At 61.0% G+C, this 14,334-nt stretch carries 12 protein-coding genes; 4 read left to right on the forward strand and 8 right to left on the reverse strand.

The window, feature by feature from the left end; translation table 11 throughout:
• Nucleotides 1-21 precede the first annotated feature (21 nt).
• The 7 genes from J7E41_RS24440 to J7E41_RS24470 all read right to left on the reverse strand — a co-directional run bounded on the left by J7E41_RS24440 (nt 22) and on the right by J7E41_RS24470 (nt 9,831).
• Complete coding sequence (locus J7E41_RS24440; protein ID WP_214996860.1) at nt 22-564, reverse strand: exonuclease domain-containing protein; 543 nt, start codon at nt 562-564, stop codon at nt 22-24.
• Nucleotides 565-635: 71 nt separating this feature from the next.
• On the reverse strand, nt 636-2,576 hold the full coding sequence (locus J7E41_RS24445) for an acetyl/propionyl/methylcrotonyl-CoA carboxylase subunit alpha (RefSeq protein ID WP_214996861.1): 1,941 nt from the start codon (nt 2,574-2,576) through the stop codon (nt 636-638).
• An 857-nt stretch (nt 2,577-3,433) separates the two neighbouring features.
• On the reverse strand, nt 3,434-4,201 hold the full coding sequence (locus tag J7E41_RS24450; RefSeq protein ID WP_214996862.1) for an enoyl-CoA hydratase/isomerase family protein: 768 nt from the start codon (nt 4,199-4,201) through the stop codon (nt 3,434-3,436).
• Nucleotides 4,198-5,355 carry a citronellyl-CoA dehydrogenase gene (gene atuD, locus J7E41_RS24455; protein ID WP_214996863.1) on the reverse strand — a complete coding sequence of 386 codons (1,158 nt, stop codon included), beginning with the start codon at nt 5,353-5,355 and terminating at the stop codon, nt 4,198-4,200. The genes J7E41_RS24450 and atuD overlap by 4 nt, the downstream gene beginning before the upstream one ends.
• Nucleotides 5,356-5,537: 182 nt before the next feature.
• The gene (gene atuC, locus J7E41_RS24460) at nt 5,538-7,154 is read right to left on the reverse strand and encodes a geranyl-CoA carboxylase subunit beta (RefSeq protein ID WP_214996864.1); all 1,617 of its coding nucleotides are present in this window, start codon (nt 7,152-7,154) and stop codon (nt 5,538-5,540) included.
• Nucleotides 7,155-7,157: 3 nt separating this feature from the next.
• Complete coding sequence (locus J7E41_RS24465) at nt 7,158-8,030, reverse strand: SDR family oxidoreductase (RefSeq protein ID WP_214996865.1); 873 nt, start codon at nt 8,028-8,030, stop codon at nt 7,158-7,160.
• A 16-nt stretch (nt 8,031-8,046) separates the two neighbouring features.
• On the reverse strand, nt 8,047-9,831 hold the full coding sequence (locus J7E41_RS24470) for an acyclic terpene utilization AtuA family protein (RefSeq protein WP_214996866.1): 1,785 nt from the start codon (nt 9,829-9,831) through the stop codon (nt 8,047-8,049).
• A 153-nt stretch (nt 9,832-9,984) separates the two neighbouring features.
• On the opposite strand from J7E41_RS24470, the gene J7E41_RS24475 reads away from it, so the two are divergent.
• The 3 genes from J7E41_RS24475 to J7E41_RS24485 all read left to right on the forward strand — a co-directional run bounded on the left by J7E41_RS24475 (nt 9,985) and on the right by J7E41_RS24485 (nt 12,585).
• Nucleotides 9,985-10,608 (forward strand): TetR/AcrR family transcriptional regulator, encoded by a 624-nt coding sequence (locus tag J7E41_RS24475; protein WP_214996867.1) that lies wholly within the window; start codon nt 9,985-9,987, stop codon nt 10,606-10,608.
• 99 nt (nt 10,609-10,707) lie between these two features.
• Nucleotides 10,708-11,511 carry a substrate-binding periplasmic protein gene (locus tag J7E41_RS24480; RefSeq protein ID WP_214996868.1) on the forward strand — a complete coding sequence of 268 codons (804 nt, stop codon included), beginning with the start codon at nt 10,708-10,710 and terminating at the stop codon, nt 11,509-11,511.
• A 60-nt stretch (nt 11,512-11,571) separates the two neighbouring features.
• Nucleotides 11,572-12,585 (forward strand): GNAT family N-acetyltransferase, encoded by a 1,014-nt coding sequence (locus J7E41_RS24485; protein ID WP_214996869.1) that lies wholly within the window; start codon nt 11,572-11,574, stop codon nt 12,583-12,585.
• Between the two features lie 151 nt (nt 12,586-12,736).
• Here J7E41_RS24485 and J7E41_RS24490 read toward each other — a convergent pair whose 3' ends face one another.
• Nucleotides 12,737-13,288 (reverse strand): RNA polymerase factor sigma-70, encoded by a 552-nt coding sequence (locus tag J7E41_RS24490; protein ID WP_155584393.1) that lies wholly within the window; start codon nt 13,286-13,288, stop codon nt 12,737-12,739.
• Between the two features lie 288 nt (nt 13,289-13,576).
• Between J7E41_RS24490 and J7E41_RS24495 the strand changes: the two genes are divergently transcribed.
• A complete protein-coding gene (locus J7E41_RS24495; protein ID WP_214996870.1) occupies nt 13,577-14,332 on the forward strand; it encodes a thioesterase II family protein in 756 nt (251 codons plus the stop codon).
• Nucleotides 14,333-14,334: the final 2 nt, after the last annotated feature.

Consider the following 14,334-nt stretch of genomic DNA (forward strand, 5'->3'; position numbering starts at 1 on the left):
AAAGGTCGGCCAGTATGCCTTCTACACGGGCAAAATCAACGGCAGCAGGCGTGCTGTATTGCGCGCATCTTCCAGTGCCCGGTGTTGTTGGCCGTTGAACTGCATACCGGCCAATTGCAGCGCACCATTGAGCCCCAATGGTTTGTCCAGGCGCCGGGCCTTGGCGAAGCGCTGCTTGAGGTTCACATGGGGTGTCTGGCCGAGGAGGCTGGTCAAGCCGTGGCGCTGCCATTCCAGCTCCAATTGCTGACGATCATAGTCGCCCCAACTGGCCCAGCCCTCCAGGCGTGCCTGATGTTGGCCCAGCCAACGCTCAAACAGCGGCCAGACCTCGGTCAGCGGCAAGGCGCTGTCGATACTGGCCTGGTTGATATGGGTCAGTTGGCGGCAGAAGGGCGTCAATAACGGCCGGCGCAACGGCCGCACGAAACGCTGGAAGTGATCCAGTTCGCGACCTTGACGGTTGACCAGGCTCACGCCGATTTCGATGATTTCCATCTCCATCACGGGCCAGCCGCCTTCATCCGTTGTGGCTTCAAGATCAATAATCAGCCAATGAGGCATCGCAGGTTCCCGTACTCTTCCCGTCCTGATGGGGATAGAGCGTAGCCAAGCCTGGTAGTTCCGCCTAGCGCTTACTCTATCTCCAGTAAAACCTGACGGTTGCGCACTTGGTCCCCGGCAATCACCTGAACCCGCTTGATCACGCCGTCGATGCCGGCCTTGAGTGGGTGCTCCATTTTCATCGCTTCCAACACCAGCAACAGTTGGCCCTTGCTCACCCTATCGCCTTCGCTGACCCGTACCTCGACGATGGCGCCATCCATCGGCGCCTTCACCGTGCCGTTGCTGGCTTCGGTCTGGCGGGTGGCAGCCGCCTGGGTGTGATTGGCGATACACAGCCCGCTACTGGTGGTGGACAGCCACAGCTGCGTACCCTCCAGGTGATAGGCGACGCGGCGGCGGATGCCGTTGACGACTACCGTGGCCCAGCGCCCGTCGGTGCCCAAGAGGTGTATCTCGACAGCCTGCTGGTCGACCTCCACTTGCAGGCAGTTGTCCGCCAGCAGGCTGACGCTGATTGCCTTGAGTTCATCCTGCACCGCCAGGCGATAGGTCCACGGCACGTTGGCGTTAGTGCGCCAGCCTGGAAGGCCGCTGCGATGAGCGTTGGCGCTGTGCTGATAAAACAGCGCGGCGGCCAGGCCCAGTTCTTCGGGTGTTGGCGCATGGCGGGTGATGTCGCTGAAGTGTTCACCGATAAACCCGGTGCTGAAGTTACCCGCGACAAATTCAGGATGTTTGAGCAGATCCGCCAGCAGCCCTTGATTGCTGCAAACTCCCAGCAGCACACAATCCTCCACGGCCCGTAGCAGTTTGCGTCGCGCCTCTTCGCGGGTGGCGCCGTGGGCGATGATCTTGCCCAGCATGGGGTCGTAGAACGGACTGATCCGTTGCCCTTCACACAAGCCATGGTCGATGCGCACACCGGCGGCCGGTTCCCAGCGCACGACGTCACCGGTTTGTGGCAGGAAGCCCTGGGCCGGGTCTTCGGCGTAGAGCCGTACTTCCATGGCGTGACCGCTGAGGGTCACGTCTTCCTGGCACAAGGGCAGGGGAAGGCCGGCGGCGATTTGCAGTTGCCAGTCCACCAGGTCCAGGCCGGTGATCAGTTCGGTCACCGGATGTTCGACTTGCAAGCGGGTGTTCATTTCCAGGAAGTAGAACTGGCCGTTGCGGTCCAGCAGGAACTCCACGGTACCGGCGCCGACGTAATTCACTGCGCGGCCCGCCTTCAGCGCGGCTTCGCCCATGGCCTGGCGCAGCTCGGCGGTCATGACCGGGCAGGGCGCTTCCTCGATGACTTTCTGGTGGCGACGCTGGATCGAGCAGTCGCGTTCTCCCAGGTAGATCAGGTTGCCGTGGGTATCGCCGAACAGTTGCACCTCGACGTGACGCGGTTCGATCAATGCCTGTTCCAGAATCAGCTCGGCGCTGCCAAAGGCATTCAAGGCTTCGGAGCGGGCGGTGCGCAGGTGTTCGAGCAAGGTATCGGGGCTGTGGACCAGACGCATGCCCCGGCCGCCGCCGCCCGCGCTGGCTTTGATCATCAGCGGGTAGCCGATGCGTTCGGCCTCCCGTTGCAGGGTCTGGTCGTCTTGGTCGGGGCCTTGGTAGCCGGCGATGCAAGGTACGCCGGCGTTGAGCATGGCGATTTTTGACAGGCGCTTGCTGCCCATCAGTTCGATGGCTTCGGGGCTTGGGCCGATGAAGGTCAGGCCCGCGGCTTGGCACGCCTCGGCGAATTCGGCGTTTTCCGAGAGGAAGCCGTAGCCGGGGTGGATCGCGTTGGCGCCTGTGCGCTTTGCGGCTTCGAGGATGGCCGGGATGTTGAGGTAGGACTGTTGGACCGGGGCGGGGCCGATGTGGATGGCTTCGTCGGACATTTGGACGTGCAGGGCATTGGCGTCGGCGTCGCTGTAGATGGCCACGGTGCGGTAGCCCAGGGTTTGGGCGGTGCGCTGGATACGGCAGGCGATTTCGCCACGGTTGGCGATCAGGATTTTGTTGAACATGAGTGGGTCCTTGGGCTGTCGGTCGAGTACATATCCGTTCCTGCGGTTACGGCCGCTATTGGTTCCGCTCTTACAGCGGGTCACTTTTGGCAAACGCCCCAAAAGTAACCAAAAGGTCTTGCCCCACCATTTGGCGCCTCGCTGTGGCTCGGCGTGCCCTCACTCCGGCATTGCTCCGTGGGCCGCCGCGACGGGCCATCCCTGGCCCAACGCGGCTATCCCGGCATCCATGCCGGGATGCCCACTGCGCAATGCCTGCGTTCGGCCATCATGGTTAACGGGGCCGGATAGATCAAAATCAAAAGCAGATCAAGAACACGGCGGCCTGAAAGCCGACCTGAGTGGTAGAAGCAAAGGCAAGGTCCAGCAAGGGCCAGAGCGAAAGCAGATCTGCTTTTCTGTGGGAGCTGGCTTGCCTGCGATGGCATCACCTCGATGTTCCTGAAAGGCCGAGTTGCCTGCATCGCAGGCAAACCAGCTCCCACAGTAGACCGTGCCCGCTTTTGATTTGCCTTTGCTTCTACCACTCAAGCCGGCCGGTAGGCCGCTGTGTTCTTGATCTGCTTTTGACTTTGATCTTAGGCGCCCCGTTAAACCACGCTGGCTGAACGTAGGCATTGGTCCGTGGGTAAACCGGCAGGACGCCGGTTTAGCCGCACTGGGCCAGGGATGGCCCATTGCGGCGACCCACGGAACAATGCCTACGTTCAGGCACACCGAGCCTAGGCGAGGTGCCGAGTGGTGGGGCAAGAGCGTTTTGCTTACTTTTGCGCTGTTCAAAAGTGAGCCGCTGTAAGAGCGGAACCAATAGCAGCCATCACCGCAGCACCGGATATGCCCCCAATCAAAAACCCCCATCACCCAACCCACCAAGGCTTCCGCTTCTGCACAAAAGCCTGCGTCCCCTCAATACCTTCCTCCCCGATAAGCGCCTCGGCAAACCACTGCGCCGCCTGATCCAGCAACGGCCCCAAGGGCTGCTCAACACTCCCCAACAGCAACGCCTTGGTCCGCGCATTAGCCCCCGGCGCACACCGCAACACCTGCCCCAACACCTCATCCAACCGCTCCGCCAACGCCTGGGCATCACCCTCAACAAAGTGCACCACCCCCAAGCGCCCAGCCTCAACCCCATCAAACCGCGCCGCCGTCAGCGCCAACCGCCGAGCCTGGGTCAACCCGATACGCTGGACCACAAACGGTGCAATCTGCGCCGGCAACAAACCCAGGCTGGTCTCCGGCAACCCGAACTGCGCCTTGTGATCGGCAATCGCAATATCACTGACGCAAGCTAACCCAAACCCACCCCCCAGCACCGCGCCTTGCAACACCACGATCACCACTTGCGGCAGGGCTTCAACCTCTTGCAACAACGTGCCGAATACACGATTGAGCGCCTGCATCTGCTCCTTGCCACGCGCATTGGCCATATCTTTCACATCGGCCCCTGCGCAGAAATGCCCACCCGCCCCGCTGATCACCACGGCGCGTACCTGGCTGTCGAGTTGCGCCAGTACCTCACGCAATTCGCCGACCATCTGCACGTTCATGGCATTGCGGTTTTCCGGCCGATTGAGGGTGATGTGCAACACCCCGTTATGGCGTTCCAGCAGCAGGGTACTCATGGTTTTTTCCCCGGAAGGGTGCCCATCAGTTTGCAGATGATCCCCAGCATGATTTCATCAGCGCCACCGCCAATCGACACCAGCCGTACATCGCGGTAAGCCCGGGCCACCGGGTTGTCCCACATGAAGCCCATGCCGCCCCAGTACTGCAAGCAACTGTCGCTGACTTCCCGGCCCAGCCGCCCGGCCTTGAGCTTGGCCATGGAGGCCAGTCGGGTCACGTCCTGGCCCTTGATGTATTGCTCGGTGGCCTGGTAGACCAGCGCCCGCAGGCATTCGATTTCGGTGGACAGTTCGGCCAGGCGGAAGTGGATCACCTGGTTGTCGATCAGCGCCTTGCCGAAGGTCTTGCGTTCCTTGCAGTACTCGATGGTGCTGTCGACGCAGTACTCCAGGCCCTTGATCATATTGGCGGCGCCGAACAGCCGTTCTTCCTGAAATTGCAGCATCTGCATCATGAACCCCGCGCCTTCCTGGCCGATGCGGTTGCGCTGGGGTATGCGCACGTTGTCGAAAAACACTTGGGCGGTTTCCGAGCTGAGCATGCCGAGCTTTTCCAGCGGTGGGCTGACGCTGACTCCCGGCGTGTTCATCGGCACCATAATCAGTGACTTGTTGATGTGCGGCTTGTCGTCCGAGGTGTTGGCCAACAGGCAGATAAAGTCGGCACTGGGGGAGTTGGTGATCCACATCTTGCTGCCGTTGATCACGTAGTCGTCGCCGTCCTTGCGCGCATGGGTTTTCAGCCCGGCCACGTCGGAGCCGGCGCCGGTTTCCGAGACGCCGATGCAACCGACTTGCTCACCACTGATGGCCGGGCGCAGGAACTCGTCGCGCAGTTCATCGGAGCCGAAACGGGTCAGGGCCGGGGTGCACATGTCGGTCTGCACGCCGATGGACATCGGGATACCGCCGCAGCGAATGGTGCCGAACTCTTCGGCCGCGACAATCGAGTAGCTGTAATCCAGGCCCATGCCGCCGAATTTTTCCGGTTTGGAAATACCCAGCAAGCCGAGGTCGCCGGCCTTGCGGAAGATGTCGTGGATCGGGAAGCGTCCGGCCTTTTCCCATTCATCCACATGCGGGTTGATCTCGCGCTCGACAAAGCCACGGACGGTGCGACGCAGTTCTTCGTGTTCCTGGGTGAAGATCATTTTTTATCGTTCTCCTGATTCAAGTCACAACGTCCCGTATCGACTGTAGCCGCTGTCGAGGTACAAGGCTGCGAGGCTGTAGCCGCTGCCGAAGCATGAGGCTGCGATGGGGAGCGAAGCGCCCCCAAAGGCGGTCCTGCGGAAACGCATCGCAGCCTCGTGCCTCGGCAGCGGCTACAGGGTTAAAACCGCGCCACACCAAAACTGTTGGGCTGCAATTGCCGCACCTCGGCTTCATGGCAGATATCCAGCAAGTAGCCGAGCAGGGTGCGGGTGTCCCGTGGATCAATCAGCCCGTCGTCCCACACATTGGCACTGCCATACAGCGCGGTGGACTGGCTGTCGAGTTTCTGTGCGGTGACCTGTTCCAACATGTCGAGCATTTTGGGATCGGGCACCAGCCCGTCCTTGAGCTGCTTGGCCTCAGTGACAATCCGCAGCACCTTGCCCGCCTGGGCGCCGCCCATCACGGCGGTACGGCTGTTGGGCCAGGCGAAGATAAAACGCGGGTCCAGGCCGCGGCCGCACATCGCGTAGTTGCCGGCGCCGTAGGAGCCACCAACGACGATAGTCAGTTTCGGTACCCGGGCATTGGCCACCGCCTGGATCATCTTCGCGCCGTGCTTGATGACGCCTTGTTGTTCCGACTCGGTGCCCACCATGAACCCGGTGGTGTTGTGGAAGAACAGCAGTGGCGTCTGGCTCTGGTCGCACAGTTGAATGAACTGTGCCGCCTTGCTCGCGCCCTGGGGTGTGATCGGGCCGTTATTGCCGATAAACCCGCAAGCCCGGCCCTGGATCTGCAAGTGCCCGCAGACGGTATGAGGATCGAACTCGCCCTTGAATTCGAGGAAGTTCGAAGCGTCCGCCAGGCGCGCAATGATTTCCCGAACGTCGTAGGGCTTTTTCGGGTCGTCGGGGATCAGGCCCAGCAGCTCTTCGATCGGGTACAGCGGTTCGGCGTAGGCGCGCTTGGGCGGGGCGGGCAAGCGCTCATCCCAGGGCAACAAGCTGACAATCTCACGCACGATACGCACACCGTCGGCATCGTTCTCGGCCAGGTATTCGGCGGTCCCGGCGGTCTGTGCGTGCATCTCGGCACCGCCCAGTGCTTCATCGGTGGCGACTTCACCGGTGGCGGCCTTGAGCAGCGGCGGGCCGGCGAGAAACAGTTTTGCCTTGCCACGCACCACGACCACGTAATCCGACAGCCCTGGCTGATAAGCCCCGCCTGCGGTGGCCGAACCATGCACCACAGTGATCTGCGGCAAGCCCATGGCTGACATCCGCGCCTGATTGGCAAAGCTGCGCGCGCCTTCGACGAAAATCTCCGCCGCGTAGTTGAGGTTGGCGCCACCGCTTTCCGCCAGGGTCACCACCGGCAATTTGTTCTCCATGGCGATCTGCTGCAGGCGCAGGGATTTTTTCAGGCCGCTGGGGGAAATGGTCCCGCCCTTGATCGCGCTGTTGTTGGCGACCACCAGCATGCGCACGCCGCTGACGTAACCGATACCGGCAATCAGTCCGCCACCGGCTGCGCTACCGTCCTTGTCGTCGTGCAGTTTGTAGCCGGCCAGGCTCGCCAACTCGAGGAACGGTGCGCCGGGATCCAGCAGCAGATTCAAGCGTTCCCGAGGCAGCAATTGCCCGCGTTTGTCGAACTTGGCCTTGGCTTCGGCAGCCTTGCTCAGCAGGTTTTGCTCCAACTGACGCAACTGATGGATGCCCGTGAGCATTGCCTCACGGTTCTGGGCAAACTGCAGGCTGTGGACGGCGAGTTGCGAGTCGATCACCGGCATGGCTTATTTCTCCTCCTTGAGCACGTCCGGCAGGTACGCCCGGTGGAAACCATTAAAGGGTTCGCTGGGCGGCTGCGCCTTGTGCAATGGCCAGGCGCGGCTGCCCAGGCTGGCGGCGCCGTCGATGCGCAGGGTACTGCCGCTGATGAACGCTGCTGCCGGGCTTAGCAGAAACACAATCGCCGCGCTGACTTCCGACTCGGTACCAATGCGCTTGAGGGGCACGTGTTCACGCAAGGTGGGGATCACCGCCTTGAACGCGCCTTCGTAGGTGTCCATGCCGCTTGAGGCAATCCATCCGGGTGCCACGGCGTTGACCCGCACACCGGCGTAACCCCATTCAAAGGCGGCGGTCTTGGTGAAGTTGTCCATCCCTGAACGTGCCGCTCCCGAGTGACCCATGCCCGGCATGCCACCCCACATATCGGCGAGCATGTTGACGATGGCGCCGCCGTGCTTGCTCATGGACTGGTTGAACACTTCCCGCGCCATCAGGAAACCACCCACCAGGTTAGTACGCAGTACGGTTTCAAAGCCTTTCTGATTGATCGACGCGAGCGGCGAGGGGTACTGGCCGCCGGCGTTATTCACCAGCCCGTGAATCGGGCCGTGTTCCTCGATGACCTGGCTGACCAAGGCTTTGACCGCTTCTTCATCACGGATATCGCAGGCCAGCCCGCTGGCGTGGCCACCGTCTTCGAGGATTTCTGCCGTGACGTTTTGCAGCTTTTCAGGCTTGCGGCCTACGAGGATGACCCGGGCCCCTAGGGCGGCCAGTTCATGGGCGGTGCAGCGGCCGATACCGCTGCCGCCACCGGTGACGATAACGGTCTGCCCTTGAAACAGGTCGGCTTTGAAGATCGAGTCGAAGGCCACGGCACGGATCCTTTAGTTAATTGAGTTGATCGGCGAGGTGTTGCGGCACGGCAATCGGGATTTCCAGTAATTGCTGAGCGAAGGCCTTGCCTTGCGGGTCGATGCGCAGGCTGGCGATCCCGCCACCACCCAGGGCGTTTTCCAGGAGGAAGTTCAGGCTGTGGCTGCCGGGCAGGTACCAGCGCTCGACGCGGCCATGAACCGGGTCGAGTACGTGGCTCATCCAGTCGACAATCACTTCGGGAGTCAAGGCTTCGGCAATCCACGGCAGGTACTCGGGCTCGCGGGCTATCACGCCGATATTGCTGTGATTGCCTTTGTCGCCGGAGCGGGCCACGGCGAGTTTTACCAGCGGTACGCTGGCGTCGGCGCGGCCCTGGGGTTTCGGTGGATCGAGTGGGACGGGCAGGGCACGGGTGTTCAGTGCCTGGTTTTTCGGCAGGTCGCAGGGATGACGCTCGCCGAGAAAATCGACGGCCAATGTGCAGGCGGTTTTATCGATCAGAAACGAAAACAACCGAATCAACGGATAGACTGTTGGCCGGCCACCGACGATGCCGGTCAACCCTGGCGCCATGCCGGTAGCCGCCTGGGCAATCTCTCGGGCGAACAGCACCAGCGCCTGTTTGTTTGGATGACGCACTGCCAGTTTCACCACCACTTCCCGGCAATCCCGGCGCTGTGCATGGGCACCGTAGGTGGCTTCGCTGCCCAGCAGTTCGATATTCACCTCGGTATAAGGCGCCCAGCCGCGTTGGCTGAACAGTTCCGAAGTCTTGTTGATGATCGCCTGGCTGACCCGCTCGGCCTTGGCCACGGCGTCGATACCGGCGATCAGGCAACTGGCGGTACAACGAAAACCGTCCGGCCAGGTGGCGCTGACTTTGTACTGATCGGTCGGTGGCAGGCCCTTGGCGCCGTGCAGGCGCACACAGTTTTTGCCTTGCTGCTGGAGCTTTACCTGGCTGAAATCGCAGATCACGTCGGGCAGCAAATAGGCCCGTGGGTCGCCGATTTCATACAGTAGTTGTTCTGCGACGCTCAACTCGCTGATCAGGCCGCCGGTGCCTTCGACTTTATTGACGGTGAACTGGCCATCGGCGCTGACCTCCACAATGGGAAAGCCGATGTGCTCGTAATCCGGCACTTCACGCCAATCGGTGAAGTTGCCGCCGGTGCATTGGGCACCGCATTCGATGATGTGCCCGGCCAGGGCAGCCTGGGCCAGGTGATCGTAGTCGTGCCACGACCAATTGAATTCATGCACCAACGCCGCGCTGACCACGGCGCTGTCCACCACACGCCCGGTGATAACGATGTCGGCACCTAGCTTCAGCGCATCGACGATGCCCGGTGCGCCGAGGTAGGCATTGGTGGACACGCACATGGAGGGCAGGGGCGCGCCGCTGAACATATCGGTGATGCCGGTGAGCTGTTTGAACTGTGGTTGTAAGTCATCCCCCAGCAGCACGGCAATTTTCAACGGGACCTGCGCGTGATCGCAGGCGGCTTGCAAGGCCGCAGCGCAGGCTTGGGGATTGATGCCGCCGGCGTTGCTGATCACGCGGATGCCCTGGCGCTGGATGTCGCCGAGCAGGGGCGTGAGGACTTCGACGAAGTCGGTGGCGTAGCCGGCCTGGGGATCTTTCAACCGTGCCCCGGCGAGGATCGACATGGTGACTTCCGCCAGATAGTCGAACACCAGGTAATCCAGCGCGCCGCCTTGCACCAACTGCGCAGCGGCGGTGCAGGTGTCGCCCCAGAAGGCGCTGGCACAGCCGATGCGAACCGTCTTGTTCATGAGAAGTCCTTCTCTGAAATGGCTGGGTCGAGACTACCAAGCAAGCGCTTGGTTTGTAAACTCTGGTCACAAGTTTTACCCAAGCGCTTGCTTGGGTGGCTATCACGGCCTAAATTGCCGGCCAAGACGTCACTAGAAGTTAAGGAGAGCGGCATGGATGAGCAAAAAGCCCTGCTGGTAATGCGCACCATGGTCGACGCCGGGCAATTGACCGACCCTGACAGCGCCCGCGGCAAGTTGCTGCAAACGGCGGCTCACCTGTTTCGCAACAAAGGCTTCGAGCGCACCACGGTGCGCGATTTGGCCGGTGCGGTGGGGATTCAGTCCGGCAGCATCTTTCATCACTTCAAGAGCAAGGACGAGATCCTGCGCGCGGTGATGGAGGAAACCATCCACTACAACACCGCGCTGATGCGCGCTTCCCTGGCTGAGGCGAGCAACGTGCGTGAACGGGTGCTGGCGCTGATTCGCTGTGAGTTGCAGTCGATTATGGGCGGTAGCGGCGAGGCGATGGCGGTGCTGGTGTACGAATGGCGTTCCCTGTCGGCCGAAGGGCAAGCTCAGGTATTGGCCTTGCGTGATGTGTATGAAGACATCTGGTTGCAGGTGCTGGGGGAGGCCAAGGACGCCGGTTATATCAGGGGTGATGTATTTATTACCCGGCGCTTCCTCACCGGTGCCTTGTCCTGGACCACTACCTGGTTCCGTGCCCAAGGCAGTATGACCCTGGAGCAACTGGCAGACGAAGCGCTGCTGATGGTGCTCAAAGCTGACTAGGCCAGTTACGCAAGCCATTAATTGTGTGGCAGAAAGTTGTTTCGCCAGATAAAAACGCCTAGCTTAGCGGCATTAAGTTTTTGAACGGTGTGTGCCTTGATGTTTTCGCCATGGCGGCTGGCTACGGGACTTACAATTTTGGCACTTGGCGCGCTGTGGCAGGCACCCGTTTGGGCGGCCCAATTGGTTCGGGTCGGCGCCGCGCATTTTCCGCCTTACACCGTGCGCCCGGAGCAGGGCGCCGACACCGGTTTGTTGCCGCAACTGCTGGAAGCCTTGAACAGTTTGCAAACCGACTACCAGTTTGTGCTGGTGCCCACCTCGATTCCCCGGCGCTTTCGCGACTTCCAGCAAGGCCGGGTCGACATGGCGATCTTCGAAAACCCGAAATGGGGTTGGCAGGATATTCCTCACACCGCTGTCGACATGGGACTGGAAGACGCGGAAATATTCGTTGCCCAACATGAGCCAGGTCGCGACCAAGGGTATTTCGCTGATCTTTCCGGCAAGCGCCTGGCTGTGTTCAGCGGCTATCACTACGCGTTTGCCGACTTCAATCCTGATCCCAAATACATGGTGGAGCATTTCAACGCCACGCTGACGTACTCCCACGACAGCAATCTGCTGATGGTCGCCCGTGGCCGGGCCGACATCGCTTTGGTGACCCGTTCCTACCTCAGCGATTTTCTGGTGCGTCATGTCGATATGGCCGCCCAGTTCCTGGTGTCCGAGCGGATTGACCAGGTGTATCACCACTACGCCTTGCTGCGGCCCAAGGCGCCCATCAGCGGCGAGGCCTTCGCCGAGTTGCTGGGGCGACTGCGCGACAATGGTGAGTTGTTGAAGATCTTCGAACCCTACCGCATCGATGTGATGCCGGTAGCCGCCACACCTCAGGGTTAAATTTTCCCGCCTGGCTCACGTCACTTCTTCAACTGTCGACGATTACCGTGAGCCTCACCCATGTCCAATCTGAATGACCTGTCTGTCCTGCCCCTGCCGGCGGGGCCTGCCTTGAATGCCGATGAAAGTGCAAGCCGCCTGAGCCTGACCCTGGAGGGCGAGGCACTGATTCGCCTGCGACTTGAGCGCGGCGATGAGTTGCAGGTGCATTTGCAAGAGGCCGGCAGCGTACCGGCGGCTCGTGCCTTGTGGGCGGCCTGTTATTGGCTGTTTGCCAAGGAACCGGCTCGCCAACACCTGACCTGGCACCTGGAACACGTCCCTGATGAGGCCTTGCGTAGCGGGTTGCTGGTGACCACGCCAACGCCGGGCCAGTTTCGCTGCGAACGCACGTTGTTCTGGCAACTGCCGCAACCCTGGCTCGGGCAGCCCTTCAGTGGTGCTTATCCGCAACAGATGATGATCAGCGGCGGCAAGCGTCATCCGGCCCGTGCGCCGAAGCCGCGTGGTGAGGTTTATCGGCGTTTCGACGCACGCCTTGGTGTGTGGGTGTCATTGCGCACCGTCGAGATTGACGTCGACCTGGCCCGTTTCAACCGCTGGCAGAACAGTGCGCGGGTGTCGCATTTCTGGCAGGAGGGCGGCAGCCTGGAGCAGCATCGCGAGTACCTGGACAAGCTGCACGCCGACCCGCACGCGCTGACCCTGATAGGGTGTTTTGATGACGAGCCCTTCGCCTACTTTGAAGCCTATTGGGCCAAGGAAGATCGTATCGCTCCGTTCTACGACGCCGGCGACTATGACCGCGGCATTCATATGCTGGTGGGGGAGGAGCACCACCGCGGTCCGCACAAGGTCGCCAGTTGGATGTCGGCGCTGGTGCACTATCTGTTTCTGGATGACCCACGCACCCAACGGGTAGTGGCTGAACCGCGTGCCGATAACGCGAAGATGATCGGCTATATGCAGAACCAGTGTTTCCACTGCGAGAAGGAATTCGATTTCCCTCACAAGCGCGCAGCCCTGATGATTCTGGGACGTGAGCGGTTTTTTGAGCGCTGTGGGTTGGTGTAGATGATGTGGCCGCTGACGATCACCTGTAGCCGCTGGCGCAGCCTGCGATCGGCTGCGCAGCAGTCGTCAGTCTCTTGAAACCGCTGAAGGTCCTTCGACCCTTATCGCAGCCTCGTACCTCGGCAGCGGCTACACGTTATGGCGGTTGTGCTCAGACCCGACGCGCAAACGTATCGCTGTGGGTCCCCGAGACCTTGCGGCAATGCACCAGCGCATCACGAATCATGAAGTTCACCAGGGTCGGTGAGACCCCCAGTTCCTTGGCGATGTCCTTCTGCGGCACGCCATGCAGGCGATACATCTCGAACGCGTAACGGGTGCGTTTGGGCAGCTCGGTCAGGGCGTCCGCGATGTTTTCCAGGGTGGAGAAATTGATGTGCGAGGTTTCCGGTGAAGCGCCGTGAATCACCACATTCAAGCCTTCCTCTTCGGTGCCTGAGTATTTCAGCTCCAGAGCCTGTTTGCGGTAGTGATCAATCGCCAGGTTGCGCACGATCTGAAACAGGTAGCTCAGTTGGGCCTTGAACGATGAGGTGATGGTCGGCGCCGATTGCAGCCGAAAGTAGGCGTCTTGCACCACGTCTTCGGCACGGGAGCGGCAACCGGTAATACGGGCTGCGATCTTGACCAGGATCAACCGGTTGTCGACAAAAGCCTGAAGTAACGGTGAGTCGCACCTGCTTGTGGATACTTGTTCCGTCATGGAAGTCACCTTGCTGCAAAAGAGGGTGGTGGGGGGCGTCCGTGCTGAGCCTCCCTACACATCGGGCAACAAATTATGCCTAATGATAATGATTGTCAAATGAGAAGACGAACTAATCTTATGTTGATTTGTGAGGTGTGAACCGCGTCTCGCCCGTGCCCCGGCGACTAATTATTTCCAGATGCCATCCGTTCTCATGGATGACAGGCCCGTTAGCAAACAGGCCAAGGATCAGCACTGGGAGGAGGACAAAATGGGTTTCTATCGTGAGTGCCGGGGTGCTTTGCAATGAGCTCACCGACACGACTGCGCCTGTTTTGCCTGCCGTATTCCGGCGCCAGTGCCATGGTTTACAGCCGTTGGCGCCGCGCATTACCTGAGTGGTTGCAGGTTTGCCCGCTGGAGCTGCCAGGCCGTGGCATGCGTATGGATGAGCCGTTGCAGCGCGACATCAAGGCCTTGGCGGCGCAACTGGCGGCTGAGATCAGCGTGCAACTCGACGGCCCCTGCGCTTTGTTCGGCCATAGCCTCGGCGGCCTGCTGGCATTCGAGCTGGCCCATGCCCTGCGCGAACGCGGCTTACCGGAGCCCCTGGCGTTATTTGCGTCTGGCACGGCGGGCCCGGCACGGCGTGATGTCAGCGAATACGCCATCGAAAAGACCGATGCGCAATTGATCACCCGCCTGCGCGAACTCAAGGGCACCGCCGAAGACGCCTTGGCCAATCACGAGCTGATGCAGTTGATGTTGCCGATCCTGCGGGCCGACTTTCTGCTTTGCGGCAGTTTTCACTACGGCGAGCGTGAGCCGCTGGCGGTGCCGATCCATGTGTTCGGCGGCAAGCAAGACAGCGTACGTGCCGAGCAACTGCTGGATTGGCAGGAAGACACCACGACCGGCTTTTCCCTGGACATGTTCGAGGGGCACCACTTTTTCCTGATGCAACAGGAAAGCTCGGTGCTGCGCTGCCTGCGCCGTTATGCCGACGAACACTTGGCCCGCTGGCGCAATGGCACGGCGCGCCAGAGCGCGATGAGCCACTAGGG

Origin of the sequence: Pseudomonas fluorescens (genome assembly GCF_018614655.1) — a bacterium.
In the GTDB taxonomy this organism is placed as follows: domain Bacteria; phylum Pseudomonadota; class Gammaproteobacteria; order Pseudomonadales; family Pseudomonadaceae; genus Aquipseudomonas; species Aquipseudomonas fluorescens_BX.

Excerpts from the sequence above, each read along its gene's own strand:
- J7E41_RS24440 (WP_214996860.1), bottom strand. The coding sequence starts at position 564 with ATGCCTCATTGGCTGATTATTGATCTTGAAGCCACAACGGATGAAGGC.
- J7E41_RS24445 (WP_214996861.1), bottom strand. The coding sequence starts at position 2,576 with ATGTTCAACAAAATCCTGATCGCCAACCGTGGCGAAATCGCCTGCCGT.
- J7E41_RS24450 (WP_214996862.1), bottom strand. The coding sequence starts at position 4,201 with ATGAGTACCCTGCTGCTGGAACGCCATAACGGGGTGTTGCACATCACC.
- atuD (WP_214996863.1), bottom strand. The coding sequence starts at position 5,355 with ATGATCTTCACCCAGGAACACGAAGAACTGCGTCGCACCGTCCGTGGC.
- atuC (WP_214996864.1), bottom strand. The coding sequence starts at position 7,154 with ATGCCGGTGATCGACTCGCAACTCGCCGTCCACAGCCTGCAGTTTGCC.
- J7E41_RS24470 (WP_214996866.1), bottom strand. The coding sequence starts at position 9,831 with ATGAACAAGACGGTTCGCATCGGCTGTGCCAGCGCCTTCTGGGGCGAC.
- J7E41_RS24475 (WP_214996867.1), top strand. The coding sequence starts at position 9,985 with ATGGATGAGCAAAAAGCCCTGCTGGTAATGCGCACCATGGTCGACGCC.
- J7E41_RS24480 (WP_214996868.1), top strand. The coding sequence starts at position 10,708 with ATGTTTTCGCCATGGCGGCTGGCTACGGGACTTACAATTTTGGCACTT.
- J7E41_RS24485 (WP_214996869.1), top strand. The coding sequence starts at position 11,572 with ATGTCCAATCTGAATGACCTGTCTGTCCTGCCCCTGCCGGCGGGGCCT.
- J7E41_RS24490 (WP_155584393.1), bottom strand. The coding sequence starts at position 13,288 with ATGACGGAACAAGTATCCACAAGCAGGTGCGACTCACCGTTACTTCAG.
- J7E41_RS24495 (WP_214996870.1), top strand. The coding sequence starts at position 13,577 with ATGAGCTCACCGACACGACTGCGCCTGTTTTGCCTGCCGTATTCCGGC.